Source organism: Variovorax sp. DXTD-1 (genome assembly GCF_003984625.1).
Classification (GTDB): domain Bacteria; phylum Pseudomonadota; class Gammaproteobacteria; order Burkholderiales; family Burkholderiaceae_C; genus Variovorax.
In genome coordinates this window covers 1-21,425 of the sequence record NZ_RWKH01000009.1, presented here as the reverse complement: position 1 = coordinate 21,425, position 21,425 = coordinate 1, and the positions used below count along the sequence as shown (strand labels likewise).

Genomic DNA, 21,425 nt, shown 5'->3' with positions numbered 1-21,425 from the left:
GCTGTTGGCCGCCGTGAACAAAATGTGGCGGAGCCGATTCACCCTGACGGTAGGACGTGCAGTGCAGGCCCCGTAGGCACAAGCCGACGCTGCCCGTGATAATCGAACGCACGCCGAAAAGCTTGGGACAACGCGCGCCGCACCATGATCATTCACAGCCTGCTCGACACCGACCTCTACAAGTTCACCATGATGCAGGTCGTCCTGCATCACTTTCCCGGCGCCCGGGTCGAGTACCGGTTCAAGTGCCGCAACCCCGGCGTCGACCTGGCGCAGTTCGCCGGGCAAATCCGGGAAGAAGTGCGAAGCCTCTGCTCGCTGCAGTTCCGGGACGCCGAGCTGGCCTACCTGCGGTCGATGCGTTTCATCAAGAGCGACTTCGTCGACTTTCTCGGGCTCTTCAGGCTCAACGAGAAATACATCAACATCATTCCGCAACCCTCGGGGGAGCTCGAGATCCGCATCCAGGGGCCGTGGCTGCACACCATCCTGTTCGAGATTCCGGTGCTGGCCATCGTGAACGAGGTCTACTTCCGCAACACGCAGAAGAAGCCCGACTTCGAAGAAGGCCGGCGGCGCCTGGAGACCAAGATCGGGCAACTGCAGGACGCCGGGCTGGCCGATCTCAAGATTGCCGACTACGGCACGCGCCGCCGCTTTTCCAAGGACTGGCATGAAGAAGTGCTGCGCACGCTCAACGCGCGGCTGGGCGCGGTGACGCCGCCGACGCTGCACCCCAAGCCCGGTGCGCGGCTGCCGCAGCTCGCGGGTACCAGCAATGTGCTGTACGCCATGAAGCTGGGGCTGATTCCGCTCGGCACCATGGCCCATGAATACCTGCAGGCCTGCCAGGCGCTCGGCCCGCGGCTGCGCGACAGCCAGATCTTCGGCTTCGAGAGCTGGGCCCGTGAATACCGCGGCGACCTGGGCATTGCGCTGTCCGACGTGTACGGCATGAGCGCCTTCCTGCGCGACTTCGACCTGTATTTCTGCAAGCTGTTCGACGGCGCCCGCCACGACAGCGGCGACCCCTTCCAGTGGGGTGAACGCATGCTGGCGCACTACGCCGCGAACCGTGTCGATCCGCTCACCAAGACGCTGATCTTCAGCGACGGCCTGACCGTGCCGCGCACCATCGAGCTCTATCAGCAGTTCCGCGGCCGCTGCCAGCTGGCTTTCGGCATTGGAACCAATCTCACCAACGACCTGAGCTACGAGCCGCTGCAGATCGTCATCAAGATGATCAATTGCAACGGCCAGCCGGTGGCCAAGCTGTCGGACACGCCGTCCAAGAACATGTGCGAGGACGAAAAATACCTGGCGTACCTGCGCCAGGTGTTCGAGATCGAACAGCCGCCGGCCTGACGCCCGTCTGGTACGGTACGGCCCCATGAAAAAAACAGTTCGCCTCGTGGCAGCCGCTGTGCTGCCGATGATGTTTCCCGCGCTTACCATGGCTGCCGAATTCGACAGCAGCAAGCTTTCTGCGCTCTGGGGCGTTCCGTTCGCGGGCATCCTGTTGTCGATCGCGCTGATGCCGCTGCTGGCCCCGGCCTTCTGGCATCACCACTACGGCAAGATATCGGCCGCCTGGGCGCTTGCGTTTCTTCTTCCCTTTGCCGCAATCTACGGAGCGCCGCTGGCTGGCGCCCAGCTGGTGCATGCGCTGGTGGAGGAATACATCCCCTTCATCATCCTGCTCACTGCGCTGTTCACGGTGGCGGGCGGCATCCATATTCGCGGCAACCTGCATGGCGCACCCGGGCTCAACACGGCCATTCTTGCGATTGGCGCTGTGCTTGCGAGCTTCATGGGGACCACGGGCGCATCGATGCTGCTGATCAGGCCGCTGATCCGCGCCAACGACAACCGCGTGAGCAAGGCGCATGTGGTGGTGTTTTTCATCTTCATTGTGTCGAACGTAGGCGGCTCGCTCACGCCGCTGGGCGACCCGCCGCTGTTCCTCGGCTTCCTGAAGGGCGTCGACTTTTTCTGGACGGCAAAAAACATCTTTCCCGAAACGCTGTTTCTCATCGGCACGTTGCTGGCACTGTTCTACGTGATCGACCGCCATCACTATCGCAAGGAGGGCGTGCTGCCGTTCGACCCGACGCCCGATACCCAGCGCGTCGGCTTCGATGGCGCGGCCAACTTCTGGCTGCTGGGCGGCATCATCTTCTTCGTGCTGCTCTCGGGCATCTGGAAGACGCCCACGGGCTTTGAAGTGTTCGGCACGCGTGTCGGCTTGCCGGGGCTGGTGCGCGACATCGGCCTGATCGCCATCACGCTGCTTTCGCTCAAGATCACCTCGGCCAAGGTGCATGCCGACAACCAGTTCGAATGGGGCCCGATGGCGGAGGTGGCCAAGCTGTTCGCGGGTATCTTCCTGACCATCATCCCCGTGATTGCCATGCTCAAGGCTGGCGTTCATGGCCCCTTCAGCTCGGTGGTGGCGGCGGTGACCCGGCCCGACGGCCTGCCCGATCCGGCGATGTACTTCTGGGCCACCGGCATCCTGAGCTCGTTCCTGGACAACGCACCGACCTACCTGGTGTTCTTCAATACCGCGGGCGGCGATGCCGCCGCGCTCATGACCACCTACGCCACCACGCTGGCGGCCATTTCGGCCGGCGCCGTGTTCATGGGCGCCAACACCTACATCGGAAATGCGCCCAACCTCATGGTCAAGGCCATTGCCGAGAGCCGGGGCGTTCGCATGCCGAGTTTCTTCGGCTACATGGCATGGTCGGTGGCCATCCTGATACCGCTGTTCGTTCTCTCCACCTTCATCTTTTTCCGCTAGGCGCAGACATCATCATGAGCAAGCCCAAGATCCTGGTCGCACGCGCGATCTTTCCGGAAACCATCGAGCGCCTCTCGCAGCATTTCGAAGTCGAGTCGAACCAGTCCGACGAGAGCTGGAGCAAGGAGCAGCTGATTGCCAGGCTCCAGGGCAAGCAGGGCGCCTTCACCACCGGCAGCGAGCGCATCGATGCCGCTGTGCTCGACGCCTGCCCCGACCTGAAGATCTGCGCCAACATGGCCGTGGGCTACAACAACTTCGATGTCGACGCGATGGCCGCGCACGGCGTGCTGGGCACCAACGCACCCGACGTGCTCACCGAGACCACGGCCGACTTCGGCTTTGCGCTCCTGATGGCCACGGCCCGCCGCATCACCGAAAGCGAACACTTCCTGCGCGCGGGCAAGTGGCAGAAGTGGAGCTTCGACATGTTCGCCGGCTCCGACATCCACGGCTCGACGCTCGGCATCATCGGCATGGGCCGCATCGGGCAGGGCATTGCCAAGCGCGGCGCACACGGCTTCGGCATGAAGGTGATCTATCACAACCGCTCGCGACTCGATGCCTCGCTCGAGGCCGAATGCAAGGCCAGCTATGTCAGCAAGGAAGAGCTCCTGAAGACCGCCGACCACGTGGTGCTGGTGGTGCCATATTCGCCGGCTTCGCACCACACCATCGGCGCGGCCGAAATCGCGCTGATGAAGCCGACCGCCACGCTGGTGAACATTGCGCGCGGCGGCATCGTCGACGATGCGGCGCTGGCCGCGGCGCTGCGCGAAAAGCGCATTGCGGCGGCGGGCCTGGACGTGTTCGAAGGCGAGCCCAAGGTCCACCCCGATCTGCTGACCGTGCCCAACGTGGTGCTCACGCCTCACATCGCAAGCGCCACCGTGCCTACGCGCCGCGCCATGGCCGAGCTCGCGGCCGACAACCTCATTGCATGGTTCGGCGGCAAGGGGCCGCTCGCGCCCGTCACGCCCGTTCCGGCGGCCGGCAAGTAACACCCACAAACCCAAGTGAAAACAGCGATCCATTTTGCAATCGACCGACTTGATTCTTCTTCTGCTGGCCGCCTTTGCCGTGGTGCAGCTTGTGCTGGTGATCTGGCTCCTTGCGCGCCGCCAGCCCAAGCCCGACCACAGCGAAATGCTCACCGTGCTGGCCGCGATGGGCGCGGCCAACGAGCGCACAGAGCGCGAGCTGCGCCATGAAATCGGCGAGAGCTCGCGCGGCGCGCGACAAGAAACCGCTCAGGCCTTCGCCACCTTCCAGCAGGCACTGGTGCAGCAGGGCGCCGAGGCCACGCGCACGCAGAACGCGCAGCTCGATGCTTTCTCGCTGCAGCTCGCATCGCTGCAGAAGAGCCTGGCCGACACGCTCAACACGCAGCTGCAGGGGCTGAGCGATTCCAACGCGCGCCGCCTCGCCGAAGTGCGCGAGACCATGGAAGCGCAGTTGGCGCAGCTGCAGCAGAGCAACACCGCCAAGCTCGACGAGATGCGCAAGACCGTCGACGAGAAGCTGCAGAGCACGCTCGAAGCGCGGCTGGGCGAGAGCTTCAAGCAGGTGGCCGACCGGCTCGAGCAGGTGCACAAGGGCCTGGGTGAAATGCAGACGCTGGCGGTGGGCGTCGGCAGCCTGCAGCGCGTGCTGACCAACGTGAAGACGCGCGGCGTGTTCGGCGAAGTGCAGCTCGAGGCGCTGCTCGAGCAGGTGCTTACCCCGGACCAGTACGCCAAGCAGATCGAGACCAAGCCGCGCAGCGGCCAGCGGGTCGACTTTGCGATCCGCTTTCCAGGTCGTGGCGACGACGGCGCGCCGGTATGGCTGCCGATCGACGCCAAGTTTCCGCGCGACGACTACGAGCGCCTGATCGATGCGCACGAGCGCGCCGATGCGGCGGGGGCGGAGCTTGCCGCGAAGGCGCTTGAGGCGCGCATCCGCAGCGAAGCCAGGTCAATTGCGGAGAACTACCTTGCCGCGCCGCACACCACCGATTTCGCGATTCTCTTCCTGCCGGTCGAAAGCCTCTACGCCGAGGTGCTGCGCCGCCCGGGCCTGATGGATGCCATCCAGCGCCAGCACCGCGTGACGCTGGCCGGGCCGACCACCTTGCTGGCCATGCTCAACAGCCTGCACATGGGCTTTCGCACACTGGCCCTGGAGCAGCAGGCCTCCGAGGTCTGGAAGGTGCTGGGCGCGGTCAAGACCGAATTCGAACGCTATGGCGAATGGGTGTCGCGCATCAAGGAGCAGGTGGCCAAGGCCTCCGACACGCTCGACAAGGCCGACACGCGCGCCAAGCAGATGCGCCTTGCACTGCGTAAGGTCGAGGCGCTGCCCGAGGCGCAGTCGCAGGTGCTGCTGCCTCCCACGGCCGACAGCGAGGGCGACGACACCCCGTGAAAGGCTCCGAACTGCTGCGCGTGATCGGGGCCCAGGTGTGCCTGCACGCCACCATGGCCGGCATGCGGCTCGCAACGCCGCTGCTGGCGCTGCAGCAGGGGTACAGCGCAGCGGCGGTCGGGGTGCTGATTGCGCTGTTTGCGCTCACGCAGGTGTTCCTTGCGCTGCCGGCGGGGAGGTTTGCCGACCGGCACGGCTTCAAGCGGCCGCTGTGGCTTTCGGTCCTGGCGGCTTCGGGCGGTGCGGGGCTCGTGGTGATTTTTCCGGTCTTCCCGGTCATGTGCCTGGCGGCGCTGCTGACCGGCGGGGCCACCGGCGCGACCGTCATTGCGCTGCAGCGGCATGTGGGTCGCTCCGCTACCAATGCCACGCAGCTCAAGCGCGTGTTCAGCTGGCTGGCGATTGCGCCCGCGGTCGCCAACTTCGTCGGCCCGTTCGTCGCTGGCATGCTCATCGACCACGCCGGCCGGGCGCCCGCGGACATGCTGGCATTCCGGGTCTGCTTTGCGGCCATGGCTGTGCTGTCCATCGTCTGCTGGCTGTTTGCACGCGGCGCGCACGAGCCGCCGCCCGTCGCGCCCTCCGCAGGGGCTGCACCGACTCGGGCCTGGGACCTGCTGCGCGAACCGATGTTCCGGCGCCTGCTGTTCGTGAACTGGCTGCAGTCGTCGAGCTGGGACGTGCATGCCTTCGTGCTGCCCGTGCTGGGGCACGACCGTGGCATCAGCGCTTCGGTCATCGGCTCCATTCTTGGCGCCTTTGCCATTGCGGCGGCCGCCATCCGTGTCGTGCTGCCGCTCATTGCCTCGCGCGCATCGGAGCGCAGCGTGATCCTGATTTCCACCATCGTGACGGCGGCGGTGTTCGCCGTCTATCCGCTGCTCGATTCGGCCCTGACGATGGGCCTGTGCTCCGTGGTGCTGGGCTTCGCGCTCGGGGCCGTGCAGCCCATGGTGATGAGCATGCTGCACCAGATCACGCCGCACGCGCGGCACGGCGAGGCGCTGGGCCTGCGGCTCATGACGATCAATGCGTCGAGCGTGGCCATGCCGATGCTGTTCGGATCGATCGGCGCGCTGATCGGCATTGCCGGCGTTTTCTGGGTGGTGGGCGCCGTGGTTGCGCTGGGCGCCCGGGCCACCTGGGGCTTGAAGGCCTGAAAGCCCGAAGGCCTGGCGCCCTCTGGCGCGCCTACAGCTTGTAGAAGCGCTTGATCGCGTCCCACGCGTCTTCGGGGGCGTCGACGTATTCGAACAGGTTCACATCCGTCGGCGAAATCACGCCTTCGTCGACCAGGAAATCGAAGTCGATCAGCTTCTTCCAGTAGGCCGAACCGAACAGCACGATCGGCACCGGTTTCGACTTTTTGGTCTGCACCAGCGTGATCACTTCGAACAGCTCGTCGAGCGTGCCGAAGCCGCCCGGGAAGGCCACCAGCGCCTTCGCACGCATCATGAAGTGCATCTTGCGGATGGCGAAGTAGTGGAACTTGAAGCTCAGCGCCGGCGTGACGTACGGGTTGGGTTCTTCTTCCATCGGCAGCGCAATGGCAAGGCCGACCGAAAGACCGCCGCCTTCATGGGCGCCCCGGTTGGCCGCCTGCATGATGCCGGGGCCGCCGCCGGTGCAGACGAAGAGCTTGTCTTCGGGCTGCTTGCCTTCGCTGTATTGCGCCACAAGCTTGCCGAAGGCACGCGCCTTCTCGTAATAGTGCGAGCTGCGGGCCAGCCGGCGCCAGCGCTCGGCCGCCACGGCATCGCCGCTGGCTTCGGCCTGAGCAACCAGGGCGGCGGCTTCTTCCTCGCTGCGAAAGCGGGCGCTGCCGAACACCACCACGGTGTTTTCGATGCCGTGGGCGCGCTGCTCGAGGTCGGGCTTCATCAGCTCGAGCTGCATGCGGATGCCGCGGGTTTCGCGCCGCAGCAAGAACTCGGGGTCCGCGAAGGCGATGCGCGAGGGATCGGGGTCGAGCGGGAGGCCTTTTTCCGAATGCGTCTTGAGCGTGGCCCAGGCATCGGCAAGGCGTTTGTCGTGAAGGTCGTGCGTGTTGTTCATGAAGGAATCAGACAGGAAGACTTCTGCATTGTGCAGCCTTGCAACCGGCATGCCCGCCGGTTTAGAAAGTGCCGTGCCGCCCCGCGCCTCGAACAAAGCGTTCGGCGCCGGCAGCGCCTTCGGCCGCGACGATCGGCACGCCCAGGCGCCCCTCCTGCTGCAGCGCCTCGGCGAGCGGCAAGTCCCACTGGGCGTAGGCGGAATGGCGGTCCGCCAGCATGCATTGCTGCGGAAACGCCGCAATCTCGCGGGCAAGCGCTTCTGCTGTCTCGCGGGCCTTGCCGCTGGGCACCACTCGGTTTACCAATCCCATGGCGGCTGCTTCCTGGGCGCTCACGCCCCGGCCCGTCAGGATGAGATCAAGCGCGCGGCCCATGCCGACGATGCGCGGCAGCCGCACGGTGCCGCCGTCGATCAGCGGCACGCCCCAGCGGCGGCAGAACACGCCCAGCACCGCATCTTCTTCGGCCACCCGAAGGTCGGCCAGCAGGGCCAGCTCGAGCCCGCCGGCCACCGCATGGCCGCTGATGGCGGCAATCAGTGGCTTGTTCAGCGCCATGCGAGTTGGCCCCATCGGGCCGGAGCCGCCACCCTCGGGGTCGAGCTCATTGCGCCGGGCCGGGTCTCCGACCGCGCCCAGGTCGGCGCCAGCACAGAAGGTGCCGTGCTCGCCCCACAGCACGGCCACGCGCTGGCTTTCATCGGCTTCGAAGCGCTCGAAGGCGGCGCGCAGCGCGTCGGCCATGGGCCGGTCGACGGCGTTGCGCTGCTTCGGGCGGCTCATGACGATGGTGCTGACCGGCCCATCGATTTCGGTGCGAACGCTGGCGGACGTGTTCATGAGGGCAAAGGGTACGCCCATCAACGAAAAAAGGCTCCTTTCGGAGCCTTTTGTCAGGTGACTGTTCAGCCAGCCAGGAAACGCTTAGACGCGCTTGCGGTATTCGCCGGTGCGGGTGTCGATTTCGATCTTGTCGCCTTGCGAGACGAAGAGCGGAACCGGCACTTCGAAGCCGGTTGCGATCTTGGCGGGCTTGAGCACCTTGCCCGAGGTGTCGCCCTTGACGGCCGGCTCGGTCCAGGTGATTTCGCGCTCGACGCTGGTCGGCAGTTCGACGGAGATGGCCTTGCCGTCGTAGAACACCACTTCGACCGGCATGCCGTCTTCGAGGTAGTTGAGGGCGTCGCCCATGTTCTCGGCTTCGACTTCGTACTGGTTGTACTCGGTGTCCATGCAGACATACATCGGGTCGGCGAAGTAGGAGTAGGTGCACTCCTTCTTGTCGAGCACGATCTGGTCGATCTTGTCGTCGGCCTTGAAGACCACTTCGGTGTTGAAGTTGGCGATCAGGCTCTTGAGCTTCATGCGAACGGTGGCGGAGTTGCGGCCGCCGCGGCTGTATTCGGTCTTGAGGACGACCATCGGGTCCTTGCCGTGCATGATGACGTTGCCGGCGCGGATTTCTTGAGCGATTTTCATATCAGGTTCTCTGGATGTTGGCCGCTCGGTGCACGGGGCCATGGGCGACGTTTGCAATGTTGCGGTGCAACGTCTTGGCCCCGCGGTACATGTCCCGCGGCAGGTTTGGCGGACAGCATCTCGGATCTGTGTAATCCGGGCCGAAATCCGCAAAGCCCGCTATTTTAGCTTTTTCCGGCGACCAGATGCCGCAGTTGCGTGACCAAGTCCTCTTGCGCGCACAGCTTTTCGCGGGCCGCCAGCACGCTTTCATGCCATGCCCCGGGTATTTCGAGAGGGGGCAGAGGGCTGTCGCCGAAGCCGTTCCAGGCGCGGTGAAACTGCCGCAGTGAAGGTGGCGCGCCCAGCCAGTCGAGCCAGGCGCCGAGCTTGACGTGGTGCGCGTCATCGTCCTGCAGATAGATTTGCCAAACCAGGGGCGTGCCAGCCCAGAGGGCGCGCACCAGCGAATCTTCGCCGCGCACGAAGTTCAGGTCGCACGCCCACAGAAGATGGTCGAAATCCGCCTGCGTGAGGTAGGGCAGGTATGAAATTGATAGCGCTCCCCACCCTGAAAGTCCGTGGTCCGGTTGGTCCCGGCCTGAAAAGAACGCCCTGACCGCATGGGCGGCGCGGCCTGAAGTCACCAGGAGGCGCGTCGGCTGCGAATCTGCCGCCAGTTGCTCGAGCAGGGTCGCCAGCGCCGGAGGTTCGTAGCAGAAGAGCGAAACGAGCCGCTCGCCTTCGCGCCAGGGGATTTCCTGCGCCGCCAGCCATTGCCCACGGTCGAAATGCGCCCGCCTTTCCAGAAGGCCGGGCTCCCGCAGCAACCCTCCCGTGGCGGGCGTGAAGCCGGGATAGAAAAAGCGTTTGGTCAGCCCTGCGCCGGGTCCCTTGAACACCGGCGAAGGCAGGCCGTGCAGACGCTCGACATAGGGCTCGGCCGAGAGGTATTCGAGATTGATCCACGCCCGGCCCGGCCCGCCTGCGGCCGGCGACTCGGCGAAGCGGGCGATCAGCTCGGGTGCGGGTTCGCAGCCGAAGGCCTCGATCAGCACGTCGGGCGGCGGGGCTGCGGCGGCCTGCCGGATGGCGGCGGGGTCGAGCCAATCGACCACGCTCACGCCCTCGCAGCCGGCGGGCGCCATCCAGTGCAGCGCCGTGGCATCGTCGATCCACAGCCGCACGCGCTCGCCGAGTGCCGCCAGCTGGCTGGCCAGCCGCCAGCACACACCCAGGTCGCCGTGGTTGTCGATGACCTTGCAGAAGATGTCCCATTGCATGGCGCCAGTGTGCCTGTCTTCGGTAGACCGAGGCAGCGGGGTCTGCTTGGTATGCTGGCCGAGCCGGCCGCCTTCCCACCTTCTTCAGCGCGCCACAATAGCCGCCATGTCAGACGTGCATTCCGATCAATTGCTCAGCGAAGTCGCGGCGTTGCCGCAGCTGCCGGGCGTGTACCGCTATTTCGATGCGGCCGGCGCGGTGCTCTATGTGGGCAAGGCGCGCAACCTCAAGAAGCGGGTTGCGAACTATTTCCAGAAGAGCCATGGCGGCACGCGCATCGGCCACATGATCTCGAAAATCGCGCGCATGGAGACCACCGTGGTGCGCTCCGAGGCCGAGGCGCTGCTGCTCGAGAACAACCTCATCAAGACGCTCAAGCCGCGCTACAACATCCTGTTTCGCGACGACAAGAGCTACCCGTACCTGAAGATCGCCTCGCACGAGTTTCCGCGGCTGGCCTACTACCGCGGCGCGGTCGACAAGAAGCACCGCTACTTCGGGCCGTACCCGAGCGCCTGGGCGGTGAAGGAATCGATCCAGCTGCTGCAGAAAGTGTTCAAGCTGCGCACCTGCGAAGACACGGTGTACGCCAACCGAACGCGGCCCTGCCTGCTGTACCAGATCAAGCGGTGCACCGGGCCGTGCGTGGGCTACATCACGCCCGAGGCCTATGCGCAGGACGTGGCCAGCGCCGAAGCCTTTCTGATGGGCGACACGCAACTGGTGCTGTCGAAGCTCGAGGCGCGCATGACCGAGCACGCCGAGAAGCTCGAATTCGAGCAGGCGGCGGAGCTGCGCAACCAGATGTCGGCGATCTCGCGTGTGCTGCACCAGCAGTCGATCGAAATTGCTTCCGACAAGGACGTGGACATCCTCGCCGTGAAGGTGCAGGGCGGCAAGGCTTGCGTTAATTTGGCAATGGTGCGCGGCGGCCGCCACCTGGGCGACCGCGCCTACTTTCCCGTGCACGTGGAAGACGCGGCGCAAATCCATCATGGCGAACTCGATGCGGAAGAGGGCGTGGTGCCCACGCCGGCCGATTCGATCGAAGTGCAGGTGCTCGAGGCGTTCATTGCCCAGCACTACATCGATGTGCCGGTACCCGCCACGCTGGTGCTGAGCCATCTGGTGGGCCGCGAGCTGATCGAGGCGATCTCGCAGCAGGCCGGCTCGCGCGTGACGGCGGTGTTCCAGCCGCGCGAGCAGCGCCGGCACTGGCTCGAAATGGCCGAGACGAACGCGGGCCTGCAGCTGGCGCGCCTCCTGGCCGAAGAAGGATCGCAGCAGGCGCGCACCCGCGCGCTGGCCGATGCGCTGGAGCTTGCGCCCGACGACCTCGACAACTTTCGCATCGAGTGCTTCGACATCTCGCATACCGCGGGCGAGGCCACGCAGGCATCCTGCGTGGTGTTCGAGCACCACACGATGCAGAACCGCGAGTACCGCCGCTACAACATCGAGGGCATCACGCCCGGTGACGACTACGCGGCCATGCGCCAGGTGCTGCATCGCCGCTACGGCAAGCTCGCCGAGGCCATGGCGGCCGAGACCGATGCGCCGCCCATGGGCGATGCCGCGGGCGCGGGCAGCGACGCGCCCGCACGGACCAAGGCCGCGCGCATGCCTGACCTGGTGCTGGTCGATGGCGGCAAGGGCCAGGTCTCGATGGCGCGCGAAGTGTTCAGCGAACTGGGCCTGGCGCTCTCGCTCATCGTGGGCGTGGAGAAGGGCGAGGGCCGCAAGGTCGGGCTCGAGGAACTGGTGTTCGCCGATGGCCGCGAGAAGGTCTACCTGGGCAAGGACTCCGCCGCCCTGATGCTGATCGCCCAGATCCGCGACGAGGCGCACCGCTTTGCCATCACGGGCATGCGAGCCAAGCGCGCGAAGGTGCGCGTGGGCGGCAGCCAACTCGAAGACATTCCGGGCATCGGGCCGAAGCGCCGGGCACGCCTGCTGCAGCGTTTCGGTGGAATCCGCGGGGTGGCGGCCGCCAGCGTCGAGGACATCGCATCGGTCGAAGGCATTGCCACCGACCTTGCCGAGGAAATCTATCGCGCACTGCACTGACGCCGATTTGCCCTTTGGCCTTCGGCCGGTCACGCGCGCATGACACAATCGCCCGCATGTTCTGGACCCTCCCGACCATCATGACCTGGACGCGCATCGTCGCGATTCCATTGATCGTTGGCGTGTTCTACCTGCCGATCGCCGAGCCGATGCGCAACCTGATTGCCACGGTGATGTTCATCGTCTTTGCCGCCACCGACTGGCTCGACGGCTACCTGGCGCGCAAGCTCAACCAGACCTCGTCCTTCGGCGCCTTCCTGGATCCAGTGGCCGACAAGTTCCTGGTGTGCGCCGCGCTGCTGGTGCTGGTGCACCTGCAGCGCGCCGATGTTTTCGTGGCGCTGATCATCATCGGCCGCGAGATCGCCATCTCGGCGCTGCGCGAATGGATGGCGCGAATCGGCGCCGGCAAGAGCGTGGCGGTCCACATGATCGGCAAGGTGAAGACCACTGTGCAAATGGTCGCGATTCCCTTCCTGCTCTATGACGGGCGTCTGTTCAAGGTCATCGACACGGGCCTCTGGGGCCAGTGGCTGATCTGGATCTCGGCGGTGCTCACCGTGTGGTCGATGGTCTATTACCTGCAAAAGGCCATTCCCGAGATCCGGGCCCACAGCAAATGACGATGGCGGCCACGGCACGCAGCTCGGGGTGGCTGCGGGCCATGCCGGCGGTCTTCGTGCTGATCTGGAGCACGGGTTTCATCGTCGCGCGCTATGGCATGCCCTACGCGCCGCCGCTCAAGTTCCTGGCCGTGCGCTATGCGCTTTCTCTCGTGTGCTTTTGCATCTGGGTCGCACTGGCGCGGGTTGCCTGGCCGAAGGAGCGCGCGCAGTGGGGGCACCTTGCGGCTACGGGCGTGCTGATGCAGGCGGGTTACCTGGGCGGCGTTTGGGCTGCTGTGCATGCGGGCATGGGCGCGGGACTGGTGGCGCTGATGGTCGGCGTTCAGCCGGTGCTGACCGCCATCTGGCTTTCCTTCACCGGCGGGCGCATTTCGCAGCGCCAATGGGCGGGGCTGGTCCTGGGGTTTGCGGGTCTGGTGCTCGTGGTGTCGCGCAAGTTCGGGCAGGGTTCCGAGGTGAGCGCGTTGACGATGGGGCTTGCAGTCATGGCGCTCCTTTCAATCACGGCGGGCACGCTGTACCAAAAGCGCTTCGTCGCGCCGTGCGACGTTCGCAGTGCGAGCGCCGTGCAGATGGCGGCGGCGTTGCTCGTGACCTTGCCCTTCGCGGCAATGGAAACGCAAGGCATCGAATGGAACGCTTACTCGACCGGCGCCATGGCGTGGTCGGTGCTGGTGCTGTCGCTCGGCGGCAGCTCGCTGCTCTACATGCTGATCCAGCGCGGCACGGCCACCGCCGTCACAAGCTTGCTGTACCTTGTGCCGCCATGCACGGCGGTAATGGCCTGGCTGCTGTTCCGCGAGCCGATTACCCTGGTGACCTTGCTGGGCATCGGGCTGACCGCGGCGGGCGTGAGCCTGGTGGTGCGCAGCGAGCGCTGACCCGACGGTTTTTTCCTTTATCAGCGCGGCGAACCGGCCTTGCCCGGTTTCCAGGGCTCGCCGCGAAACTGTTCGGCCAGGTGATCGAGCAGCAGGCGCACGCGGCGCGGCGTCTTGGGGCGCCAGGGGGCGATCCAGTGGATGTCCGCATCGGGCATGGCGTAGTGGGGCAGCACGCGCACCAATTCGCCGGACGCCAGTTGCGGCGCAATATCCCACAGGCTGCGCAGCATGATTCCGTGGCCGGCCAGGCACCAGTCGCGCACCATCTCTCCGGAATTGCTTGTCAGCGGCCCCTGGACGCGCACGCGCGCCGTGCTGCCGTCGCGCGCGTGGCGCAGCGTCCACAGCGCGAACTGGTGCTGGTTGACCTCGCCGTTTTCGCGCGCCACGAGGCAGTCGTGCGTGCCCAGGGCATCGACCGTGGCCGGCAGGCCGCGCCGCTCTATATATGAAGGAGAAGCGGCAAGCACGCGCTGGTTGCGCGCGATGCGGCGCGTGACCCAGTCGGCCGCACGGCGCTGCTGCACGGCCCAGAGCCACAGCGCACCGTCGTACCCTTCGGCCCCGAGGTCCGGGAGCCGCTCGGTCAGCAGCAGTTCGATCTGCAGCCCAGGGTGCCGTGACTGAAACGCTGCCAGCGCAGGGCCGAGCCAGCGCCGGCCGAAGCCGAAGGTGGCGGCGAGCCGTATCGTGCCGACCAGCGCGTTCTGTCGTTCGCCGAGTTCGCTTTCGAGTGCCGCAAAACCCTCGAGCAGCGCCCTGGCATGCAGGCAGACAGCCTCGCCCTCGGCCGTGACGCTGAGCCGGCGCGTGGTGCGTTCGAACAGCCGCTGGCCCAGCCGCGCCTCGAGCGCGCCGAGCCGCTTGGTCACCACCGAAGGCACCACGCCCAGCGAGGCGGACGCGCCCGCCAGGCTGCCCTGGTCGCGAATGGCCAGCACCAGCTCCAGATCGCCCCGGTCCATCGACAATGGATTCATGCAAAATTGGAAAGTATGAATTGGCTGATTGTTGCTTGATGGCGGGCGGAGCGCAACGCACAATGGCTGCGTGACTGCTTCCTTTTTCGACTTTCCTGAATTCGACATCGAACGCGACGGCGTGCGCGTGCATGGCCGCATCGGCGGCCGCGGCGCTCCGTTGCTGCTGCTGCATGGTCATCCGCAAACGCACCTCATCTGGCATCGCGTGGCGCCGGCGCTTGCCGAGCGGTTCACGGTGGTGGCGGTGGACCTGCGCGGCTACGGCGACTCGGGCCGCCCCGCGGACGATGCCGATCACGTGGCCTACAGCAAGCGCGAGATGGCGCTCGATGCGCTTGCCGCCATGCGCCACCATGGCTTCGAACGCTTCGGCGTGCTCGCGCATGACCGCGGCGCGCGCGTGGCGCATCGGCTGGCGGCGGACCATGCCGCCGCGGTCGACCGCATGATGCTGCTGGACATCGCGCCCACGCTCTCGATGTACGAGAACACCACCGAAGCGTTTGCCCGCGCTTACTGGCACTGGTTCTTCCTGATCCAGCCGCCGCCTTTGCCCGAGGCGTTGATTGCTTCGGACCCTGTGCGCTACGTGCGCAGCGTGATGGGCGGGCGCCACGCGGGGCTCGCGCCCTTCGCGCCCGAGGTGCTGGCCGAGTATGAGCGCTGCGCCGCAATCGCGGGCACGGCCGAATCCATCTGTGGCGACTACCGGGCCTCCGCCACCGTCGACCTGGTGCATGACCGCTCCGACATCGACGCCGGCCGCCGGCTTGTGCAGCCCCTGCGCGTGCTTTGGGGCGAACATGGCGCGGTAGGCCGGTGCTTCGATGTACTGGCGCTCTGGCGCGAATGCGCCCGGCAGGTTTCAGGGCGCGCCTTGCCGTGCGGCCACTATGTTCCGGAAGAAGCTCCCGGCGAGGTGCTCGCCGAGGCACTCCAGTTCTTTACACCCCCTCTCCAGCAAGAAGGAACCAGACCATGACCACCCACAGAATCGCAGTCATCGCCGGCGACGGCATCGGCAAGGAAACCATGCCCGAAGGCCTGCGCGTGGTCGATGCCGCGGCGCGGAAGTTCGGCATCGACCTGAAGTTCGACCACTTCGATTTCTCTAGCTGGGACTACTGCGAGAAGCACGGCAAGATGCTGCCCGACAACTGGAAAGACCAGATCGGCGGCCACGATGCGATCTACTTCGGCGCGGTGGGCTGGCCCGAGAAGATTGCCGACCACGTGTCGCTGTGGGGTTCGCTGCTGCTGTTCCGCCGCGAGTTCGACCAGTACATCAACCTGCGCCCCGCACGGCTGATGCCCGGCATCACGGCTCCCGTGGTGCGCCGCGACGGCACGCCGCGCGAGCCTGGCGAAATCGACATGTACATCGTGCGCGAGAACACCGAGGGCGAATACTCCAGCATCGGTGGGCGCATGTACGAAGGCACGCCGCGCGAAATCGTGGTGCAGGAAACGGTGATGTCGCGCGTGGGCGTGGACCGTGTGCTCAAGTTCGCCTTCGAGCTTGCGCAATCGCGTCCGAAGAAGCATCTGACAAGCGCTACCAAGTCGAACGGCATCTCGATCACCATGCCCTACTGGGACGAGCGCGTGGCCGAAATGGCGAAGAACTACCCGGGCGTGAAGCTCGACAAGTTCCACATCGACATCCTCACCGCGCACTTCGTGCAGCGGCCCGACTTCTTCGACGTGGTGGTGGCCAGCAACCTGTTCGGCGACATCCTGTCCGACCTGGGCCCGGCATGCACCGGCACCATCGGCATTGCGCCGAGCGCCAATCTCAACCCCGACCGCACCACGCCTTCGCTGTTCGAACCGGTGCACGGTTCGGCGCCCGACATCGCGGGCAAGGGCATTGCCAACCCCATCGGGCAGATCTGGTGCGGCGCGATGATGCTCGAGTTCCTGGGGCACAAGAAGGCGCATGACGCGATTCTTGCCACCATCGAAAAGGTGCTCGCGCCCCAAAGCGGAGCACCGCGCACGCCCGACATCGGCGGCAATGCGAGCACCAGCGACCTGGGCAAGGCAATTGCCGAAGCGCTTTGAAATAGAGTTCACGAAACGCCCCTAAAATCGCGCGCTCCGCTGTTCTGCATGGCCTCGTGTCGTATTGACACCCTGCAGACCAGTGGTTGTAATCCTCGCTGGCAGCGCGCTGCCGAGGCGTCAGTCCTGCCACACTTCTTGCGCCGCGTCATTTCGCGGCCAGGTCGCACTGACGAAAGCCGACCAACTTTATTTCTCGACAAGGGGCCCTTGTGAACAAGACCGAACTGATTGAGCACATCGCAAAAAACGCCGATATTTCCAAGGCAGCCGCCACGCGCGCGCTCGAATCCACCATCGGCGCCATTCGTACCACGCTCAAAAAAGGCGGCTCCGTGTCGCTGGTCGGTTTTGGCACTTTCGCAGTGGGCAAGCGGGCTGCTCGCACCGGCCGCAATCCCCGGACCGGCGACGCGATTAAAATCAAGGCCGCCAAGATTCCGAAGTTCCGTCCGGGCAAGGCGCTGAAAGACGCGCTCAACTAAGACGTAGACTCGGAGAGTTTCCCGGTGGGGTGCTTAGCTCAGTTGGTAGAGCGGCGCCCTTACAAGGCGTAGGTCGGGGGTTCGAGCCCCTCAGCACCCACCACCACCGATGCAAAGGCGAACACAGGTTCGCCTTTTTTATTGCCGTTCGACATCCGTCGCAAGAGAGTGTTCAAGCATGTTTGATTTCTTCCGCAAGTACAACAAGATCGTCATGATTTTCTTGTTCTTGCTGATCATTCCCTCGTTCGTCCTCTTCGGTGTGGACCGCTACCAGGGCTCCGGCAACGAGGAAAAGGTTGCGCGCGTCGATGGCAACAACATCACCCGTTCCGAATGGGACGCGCAGCACCGCAATGAAGTCGACCGCATCCGGCAGCAGTCGCCGAACGTCGACCCGACGCTGCTCGATTCCGATGCAATGCGCTATGCCACGCTGGAGCGGCTGGTGCGCGACCGCGTGCTGGCAGCCGCTGCTGCCAAGTCGAACATGACGGTGTCCGAAGAGCGGCTGACCCGCATCTTCGCGCAGGACTCGGGCCTTGCCGCATTCCGCACGCCGGATGGCAAGTTCGATCGCGAGACCTTCCAGCGCGTGACCGGCCGCACGCCGGAGCAGTACGAGGCCTCGATGCGTGCCGACCTCGCAACGCAGCAGGTGCTGCTGGGCATTTCGGGCACGGCGTTCACGCCGCCCGCGCTGGCTGCCGCCACCATCAACGCTTTCTATGACAGCCGAGAGATTCAGGTCGCGCGCTTCACTCCCGATAGCTTCGCATCGAAGGTGACGATCAGCGACGCCGACATCGAGACCTACTACAAGGACCACACGGCCCAGTTCCAGGCGCCCGAGCAGGCCAGCATCGAGTACCTGGTGCTCGACCTCGAGGCAGCCAAGAAGAACGTCTCGGTGAACGAGGCCGACCTCAAGACCTACTACGAACAGAACAAGGCGCGCTTCGGCACGAAGGAAGAGCGCCGCGCGAGCCACATCCTGATTACCGCACCGGCGAGTGCGTCGGCGGCCGACCGCGAAAAAGCCAAGGCAAAGGCGGAGCAGCTGCTGGCCGAAGTGAAGAAGGCACCTGCCACCTTTGCCGATGTGGCGCGCAAGAATTCGCAAGATCCCGGTTCCGCCGAGAAGGGCGGCGACCTCGACTTCGTGACCCGCGGCGCAATGGTCAAGCCTTTCGACGACGCGATGTTCGCGCTCAAGAAGGGCGACATCAGCGACGTGATCGAAACCGAGTTCGGCTATCACATCATCCGGCTGACCGACATCAAGCCGGCCGTGGTGCCTCCGTTCGAGCAGGTGCGCGCCACCATCGAGAGCGACGTTCGCGCGCAACAGGCAACGCAGGAGTTCGCAAAGGCCGCGGAAGCCTTCACCGACGCGGTGTACCAGCAGCCCGACAGTCTCAAGCCCGCGGCGGAAAAGCTGAAGCTCACGATCCAGACCGCCACCAATGTGGCGCGCACGCCCGCACCGGGCGCCACAGGCGCGCTGGCGAGCCGCAACTTCCTGAGCGCGTTGTTTGCGCCCGATTCGCTCGACCGCAAGCAGAACACCGAAGCCATCGAAGTCGGTTCCAACCAGCTCGCATCTGGCCGCGTGACGCAGTACTCGCCGGCGCGTCCCATTCCGTTGGCCGAAGTGAAGGACAAGATCCGCGCGCAACTCGTCACCGAACGCGCCGCGGTATTGGCAAAGATCGAAGGCGAAGCCAAGCTTGCTGCCTGGACCACCAAGGCCGACGGCGCAAACTTTGGTGCACCGGTCACTGTTTCGCGCCGTGAATCGCAGAGCCAGCCCCTGGCGATCATCGATGCGGCGCTGCGTGCCGATGCGTCCAAGCTGCCGGCGCTCGTGGGTGTCGACCTGGGCACCCAGGGCTATGCGGTGGTTCGCGTGACCAAGGTCGTTCCGCGGACGCCTTCTGCCCCTGAACAGGCGCAGCAAGAGAACGCGCAGGTCGGCCAATCCGTAGCCGCTGCGGAAGATGTTGCGTACTACAACATGCTGAAGGAACGCTTCAAGGTCGAGATCCTTGTGCCGAAGCCGGCTGACACGCTGCCGGTGGCACGCTGACCCGGCGTTCCGTCGCACGAGGGACAAGCGCGCACTGCGCTTGTCGCCAGAATCGCGTGCATGGGAACCCTCTACCTTGTGCGCCACGGGCAGGCCAGTTTCGGCGCTGCCGACTACGACAACCTGAGCGAGCTCGGACACAGGCAGTCCGTGCGGCTGGGTGAATACTGGCGCGAGCGCGGCATGCACTTCGATGCGGTGATCACGGGCACCTTGAAGCGGCATCGGCAGACCTGGGAGGGCATTGCACAGGGGCTCGGCCTCGCGCGCGACGACGTGCTGCCATGGCCCGGGCTCAACGAGTACGACAGCGAGGCTGTCATTGCCACCATTCACGAAGGCAAGCTCGAAAAGCCCGATTCGCCCGAGATGTACCGCCACCATTTCCGCCTCTTGCGCAGCGGGTTGGGCGCTTGGATGCAAGGCAAGACCCAGCCTGCCGGCATGCCGAGCTATGTGGACTTTCTGGCGGGCGTGACCACGGCGCTCGACCATGTGCGCGACCGCCACCATGGTGCCAAGGTGCTGGTGGTGTCGAGCGGTGGACCGATCAGCACGGCGGTCGGGCATGTGCTTGGCACGAACCCGGAAACGACGATCGAGCTCAACTTGCGCATTCGCAATACGGCGGTGACGGAGTTCGCCTTTACGCCCAAGCGCCACATGCTTGTGACGTACAACACCCTGCCGCACCTGGATGCCCCGGCCTACGAGGGCTGGATCACTTACGCCTGAGTCTGCAGCGCCAGAAAGGGCGTTGAAAGAGGGCGCCGGCCTCAGGCCTGCCAGACGCCGTAGCCGTTCGCGCGCAGCCGGATGCCGAGTTCGACCTCCATCGACCGCGCGTCCTCGTAGCTCATCGGGTTGTAGCGCTCATAGAGGGCTGGCAGCAGCCGCAGGCCGAACTCCTGCACGAAGGTGTTCGCCTGGATGCCGGCCTTGTGCTTGTCGAAGCGAATGTCGGGGTCGAGCCCGGTCATTCCGACATAGACGAAAGGCTTGCCGAGTTGATAGTCGGGGTTGGCCCGCCTGAAGCGGCCATGGTTCCATACGCGGTCGTCGAGCTCGACCACGTAGACATGATGCTTGGCGCGTGGTTTGCGCGGCATCAGTCCGCAGCCCCCGGAATCAGCTCTTGCGCTTGATCAGGCCGTAAAGAACGAGCAGCACGATCGCGCCGAGCACCGACGCGATGAAACCGGCGCCCTGGCCCGCGGTGTACCAGCCCATGGCCTGGCCGACATAGGTCACGATCAATGAACCCGCAACGCCGATCAGCGTGGTCACGATGAAGCCGGCGGAATCGTCGCCCGGCTTGACGGCCCGCGCAACCAGACCCACGATGAACCCGATCAGAATAGTCCAGACGATGCTCATGAAGAAGTTCCTTTGGCGGTGAATTGGAAGAAGCGGGAAAGCATTGCCCGTTGATTCAGGCAACGATCATGATAGCGGAGCAAAACCGGATCCACGGGCCAGGAAATACATCGAATTTGCGTTCGAGAAATTTGGCGCGGTCTACCGCCATCTCTTGCATGCAGCGGCGTCCTACAGAGTGAACTGCCGCACGGGGCTATACCGAAGCCATGCTCGAAAAATTGCCTGAAGTCATTGGCCACGCGCTGCACGGCGTGCGTGCCGGCCTGGACAAGATCGTTTTCAATACGCTCGGAATGCGGCAGGGAATGGCGTCCATCGCCCTGACCAGCGTCGCATTCGTGGACCGTGGGCCGCTGCCCCTGCGCTATACGGCCGATGGCGAAGGCTTGTCGCCGCCGCTTCAGTGGGCCCAACTGCCCGCGGAAACCACTTCGTTGGTGCTGGTGGTGGAGGATGCCGACTCGCCGACCCCGAATCCGCTGGTGCACGCAATCGTGGTGGGGCTGCGGCCGAGCGACGGCAAGCTCGACGAGGCCGCCATTCCGAGCCGCGACAACGAAGGCGCGGCCGGCCTGCAGGTGGGACGCAACTCGGGGCTGCAGGCCGCGTGGCTACCGCCCGACCCGCCGCCGGGGCACGGCGCGCACCGTTACGCCTTTCAGTTGTTTGCGCTAGGTAGCGCGCCTTCGTTCTCGTCCACGCCGGGGCGCGACGAAATAGTCGAAGCGCTGCGCGAGCATGCGCTGGCGAGCGGCCTGCTGATCGGCACCTGCGAAAGGCCGGACGGCTCCATCAAGATCGAAAAGACCGCGCCGGCGGGCCCCTTGGCAACGGGCTAAG

The 21,425-nt window shown here is 65.3% G+C and carries 21 protein-coding genes and 1 tRNA gene; 15 read left to right on the top strand and 7 right to left on the bottom strand.

Annotation, left to right across the window (positions count from 1 at the left end):
* The first annotated feature begins 144 nt into the window (after positions 1-144).
* Genes pncB through EJI00_RS10260 form a run of 5 tightly spaced genes read left to right on the top strand, consistent with a single transcriptional unit; the run spans position 145 to position 6,369 of the window.
* Positions 145-1,365: a nicotinate phosphoribosyltransferase gene (gene pncB / locus EJI00_RS10280; protein ID WP_126747367.1), complete on the top strand. Its 1,221-nt coding sequence runs from the start codon at positions 145-147 to the stop codon at positions 1,363-1,365.
* 25 nt (positions 1,366-1,390) lie between these two features.
* A complete protein-coding gene (locus EJI00_RS10275; RefSeq protein WP_126747366.1) occupies positions 1,391-2,803 on the top strand; it encodes a sodium:proton antiporter in 1,413 nt (470 codons plus the stop codon).
* Positions 2,804-2,817: 14 nt separating this feature from the next.
* Positions 2,818-3,804: a 2-hydroxyacid dehydrogenase gene (locus EJI00_RS10270; protein WP_126747365.1), complete on the top strand. Its 987-nt coding sequence runs from the start codon at positions 2,818-2,820 to the stop codon at positions 3,802-3,804.
* Positions 3,805-3,853: 49 nt separating this feature from the next.
* Positions 3,854-5,209 carry a DNA recombination protein RmuC gene (locus EJI00_RS10265; protein WP_126747364.1) on the top strand — a complete coding sequence of 452 codons (1,356 nt, stop codon included), beginning with the start codon at positions 3,854-3,856 and terminating at the stop codon, positions 5,207-5,209.
* Positions 5,206-6,369 carry an MFS transporter gene (locus tag EJI00_RS10260; protein ID WP_126747363.1) on the top strand — a complete coding sequence of 388 codons (1,164 nt, stop codon included), beginning with the start codon at positions 5,206-5,208 and terminating at the stop codon, positions 6,367-6,369. The genes EJI00_RS10265 and EJI00_RS10260 overlap by 4 nt, the downstream gene beginning before the upstream one ends.
* 31 nt (positions 6,370-6,400) lie before the next feature.
* On the opposite strand, the gene EJI00_RS10255 is transcribed toward EJI00_RS10260, so the two are convergent.
* From EJI00_RS10255 to earP, 4 genes are all read right to left on the bottom strand, one after another.
* On the bottom strand, positions 6,401-7,264 hold the full coding sequence (locus EJI00_RS10255) for a TIGR00730 family Rossman fold protein (protein WP_126747362.1): 864 nt from the start codon (positions 7,262-7,264) through the stop codon (positions 6,401-6,403).
* Positions 7,265-7,325: 61 nt separating this feature from the next.
* Positions 7,326-8,105 carry a crotonase/enoyl-CoA hydratase family protein gene (locus tag EJI00_RS10250; protein ID WP_126747361.1) on the bottom strand — a complete coding sequence of 260 codons (780 nt, stop codon included), beginning with the start codon at positions 8,103-8,105 and terminating at the stop codon, positions 7,326-7,328.
* 84 nt (positions 8,106-8,189) lie between these two features.
* On the bottom strand, positions 8,190-8,744 hold the full coding sequence (gene efp / locus EJI00_RS10245) for an elongation factor P (protein ID WP_012746921.1): 555 nt from the start codon (positions 8,742-8,744) through the stop codon (positions 8,190-8,192).
* 164 nt (positions 8,745-8,908) lie between these two features.
* Positions 8,909-10,006, bottom strand: a complete 1,098-nt coding sequence (earP, locus tag EJI00_RS10240; protein WP_126747360.1) for an elongation factor P maturation arginine rhamnosyltransferase EarP — start codon at positions 10,004-10,006, stop codon at positions 8,909-8,911.
* A 106-nt stretch (positions 10,007-10,112) separates the two neighbouring features.
* Between earP and uvrC the strand changes: the two genes are divergently transcribed.
* From uvrC to EJI00_RS10225, 3 genes are read left to right on the top strand one after another with little or no spacing between them, the layout of a single operon-like run.
* Complete coding sequence (uvrC, locus tag EJI00_RS10235) at positions 10,113-12,074, top strand: excinuclease ABC subunit UvrC (RefSeq protein WP_126747359.1); 1,962 nt, start codon at positions 10,113-10,115, stop codon at positions 12,072-12,074.
* Between the two features lie 56 nt (positions 12,075-12,130).
* Entirely contained in the window at positions 12,131-12,697 is a 567-nt protein-coding gene (gene pgsA, locus EJI00_RS10230; protein ID WP_126747358.1) for a CDP-diacylglycerol--glycerol-3-phosphate 3-phosphatidyltransferase, read from the top strand.
* A complete protein-coding gene (locus EJI00_RS10225; protein WP_126747357.1) occupies positions 12,694-13,581 on the top strand; it encodes a DMT family transporter in 888 nt (295 codons plus the stop codon). Before pgsA ends, EJI00_RS10225 begins: the two co-directional genes overlap by 4 nt.
* Before the next feature lie 20 nt (positions 13,582-13,601).
* On the opposite strand, the gene EJI00_RS10220 is transcribed toward EJI00_RS10225, so the two are convergent.
* Positions 13,602-14,549, bottom strand: coding sequence for a LysR family transcriptional regulator (locus EJI00_RS10220; RefSeq protein ID WP_185868110.1), 948 nt, complete (start codon positions 14,547-14,549; stop codon positions 13,602-13,604).
* Positions 14,550-14,634: 85 nt separating this feature from the next.
* Between EJI00_RS10220 and EJI00_RS10215 the strand changes: the two genes are divergently transcribed.
* The 6 genes from EJI00_RS10215 (at position 14,635) to EJI00_RS10190 (ending at position 19,940) form a co-directional block, all read left to right on the top strand.
* Positions 14,635-15,549 (top strand): alpha/beta fold hydrolase, encoded by a 915-nt coding sequence (locus EJI00_RS10215; RefSeq protein WP_126747355.1) that lies wholly within the window; start codon positions 14,635-14,637, stop codon positions 15,547-15,549.
* Entirely contained in the window at positions 15,546-16,631 is a 1,086-nt protein-coding gene (locus tag EJI00_RS10210) for a tartrate dehydrogenase (protein ID WP_126747354.1), read from the top strand. The genes EJI00_RS10215 and EJI00_RS10210 overlap by 4 nt, the downstream gene beginning before the upstream one ends.
* 212 nt (positions 16,632-16,843) lie before the next feature.
* Complete coding sequence (locus EJI00_RS10205) at positions 16,844-17,116, top strand: HU family DNA-binding protein (RefSeq protein ID WP_007830705.1); 273 nt, start codon at positions 16,844-16,846, stop codon at positions 17,114-17,116.
* A gap of 27 nt (positions 17,117-17,143) precedes the next feature.
* Positions 17,144-17,219 (top strand) — tRNA-Val (locus tag EJI00_RS10200).
* Between the two features lie 75 nt (positions 17,220-17,294).
* The gene (locus EJI00_RS10195; protein WP_126747353.1) at positions 17,295-19,205 is read left to right on the top strand and encodes a SurA N-terminal domain-containing protein; all 1,911 of its coding nucleotides are present in this window, start codon (positions 17,295-17,297) and stop codon (positions 19,203-19,205) included.
* 60 nt (positions 19,206-19,265) lie between these two features.
* Entirely contained in the window at positions 19,266-19,940 is a 675-nt protein-coding gene (locus tag EJI00_RS10190; RefSeq protein ID WP_126747352.1) for a histidine phosphatase family protein, read from the top strand.
* A gap of 41 nt (positions 19,941-19,981) precedes the next feature.
* On the opposite strand, the gene EJI00_RS10185 is transcribed toward EJI00_RS10190, so the two are convergent.
* The gene (locus tag EJI00_RS10185; RefSeq protein WP_126747351.1) at positions 19,982-20,314 is read right to left on the bottom strand and encodes a hypothetical protein; all 333 of its coding nucleotides are present in this window, start codon (positions 20,312-20,314) and stop codon (positions 19,982-19,984) included.
* A 19-nt stretch (positions 20,315-20,333) separates the two neighbouring features.
* On the bottom strand, positions 20,334-20,582 hold the full coding sequence (locus EJI00_RS10180) for a GlsB/YeaQ/YmgE family stress response membrane protein (RefSeq protein ID WP_126747350.1): 249 nt from the start codon (positions 20,580-20,582) through the stop codon (positions 20,334-20,336).
* 209 nt (positions 20,583-20,791) lie between these two features.
* Between EJI00_RS10180 and EJI00_RS10175 the strand changes: the two genes are divergently transcribed.
* On the top strand, positions 20,792-21,424 hold the full coding sequence (locus tag EJI00_RS10175; RefSeq protein WP_126747349.1) for a YbhB/YbcL family Raf kinase inhibitor-like protein: 633 nt from the start codon (positions 20,792-20,794) through the stop codon (positions 21,422-21,424).
* Position 21,425 lies beyond the last annotated feature (1 nt).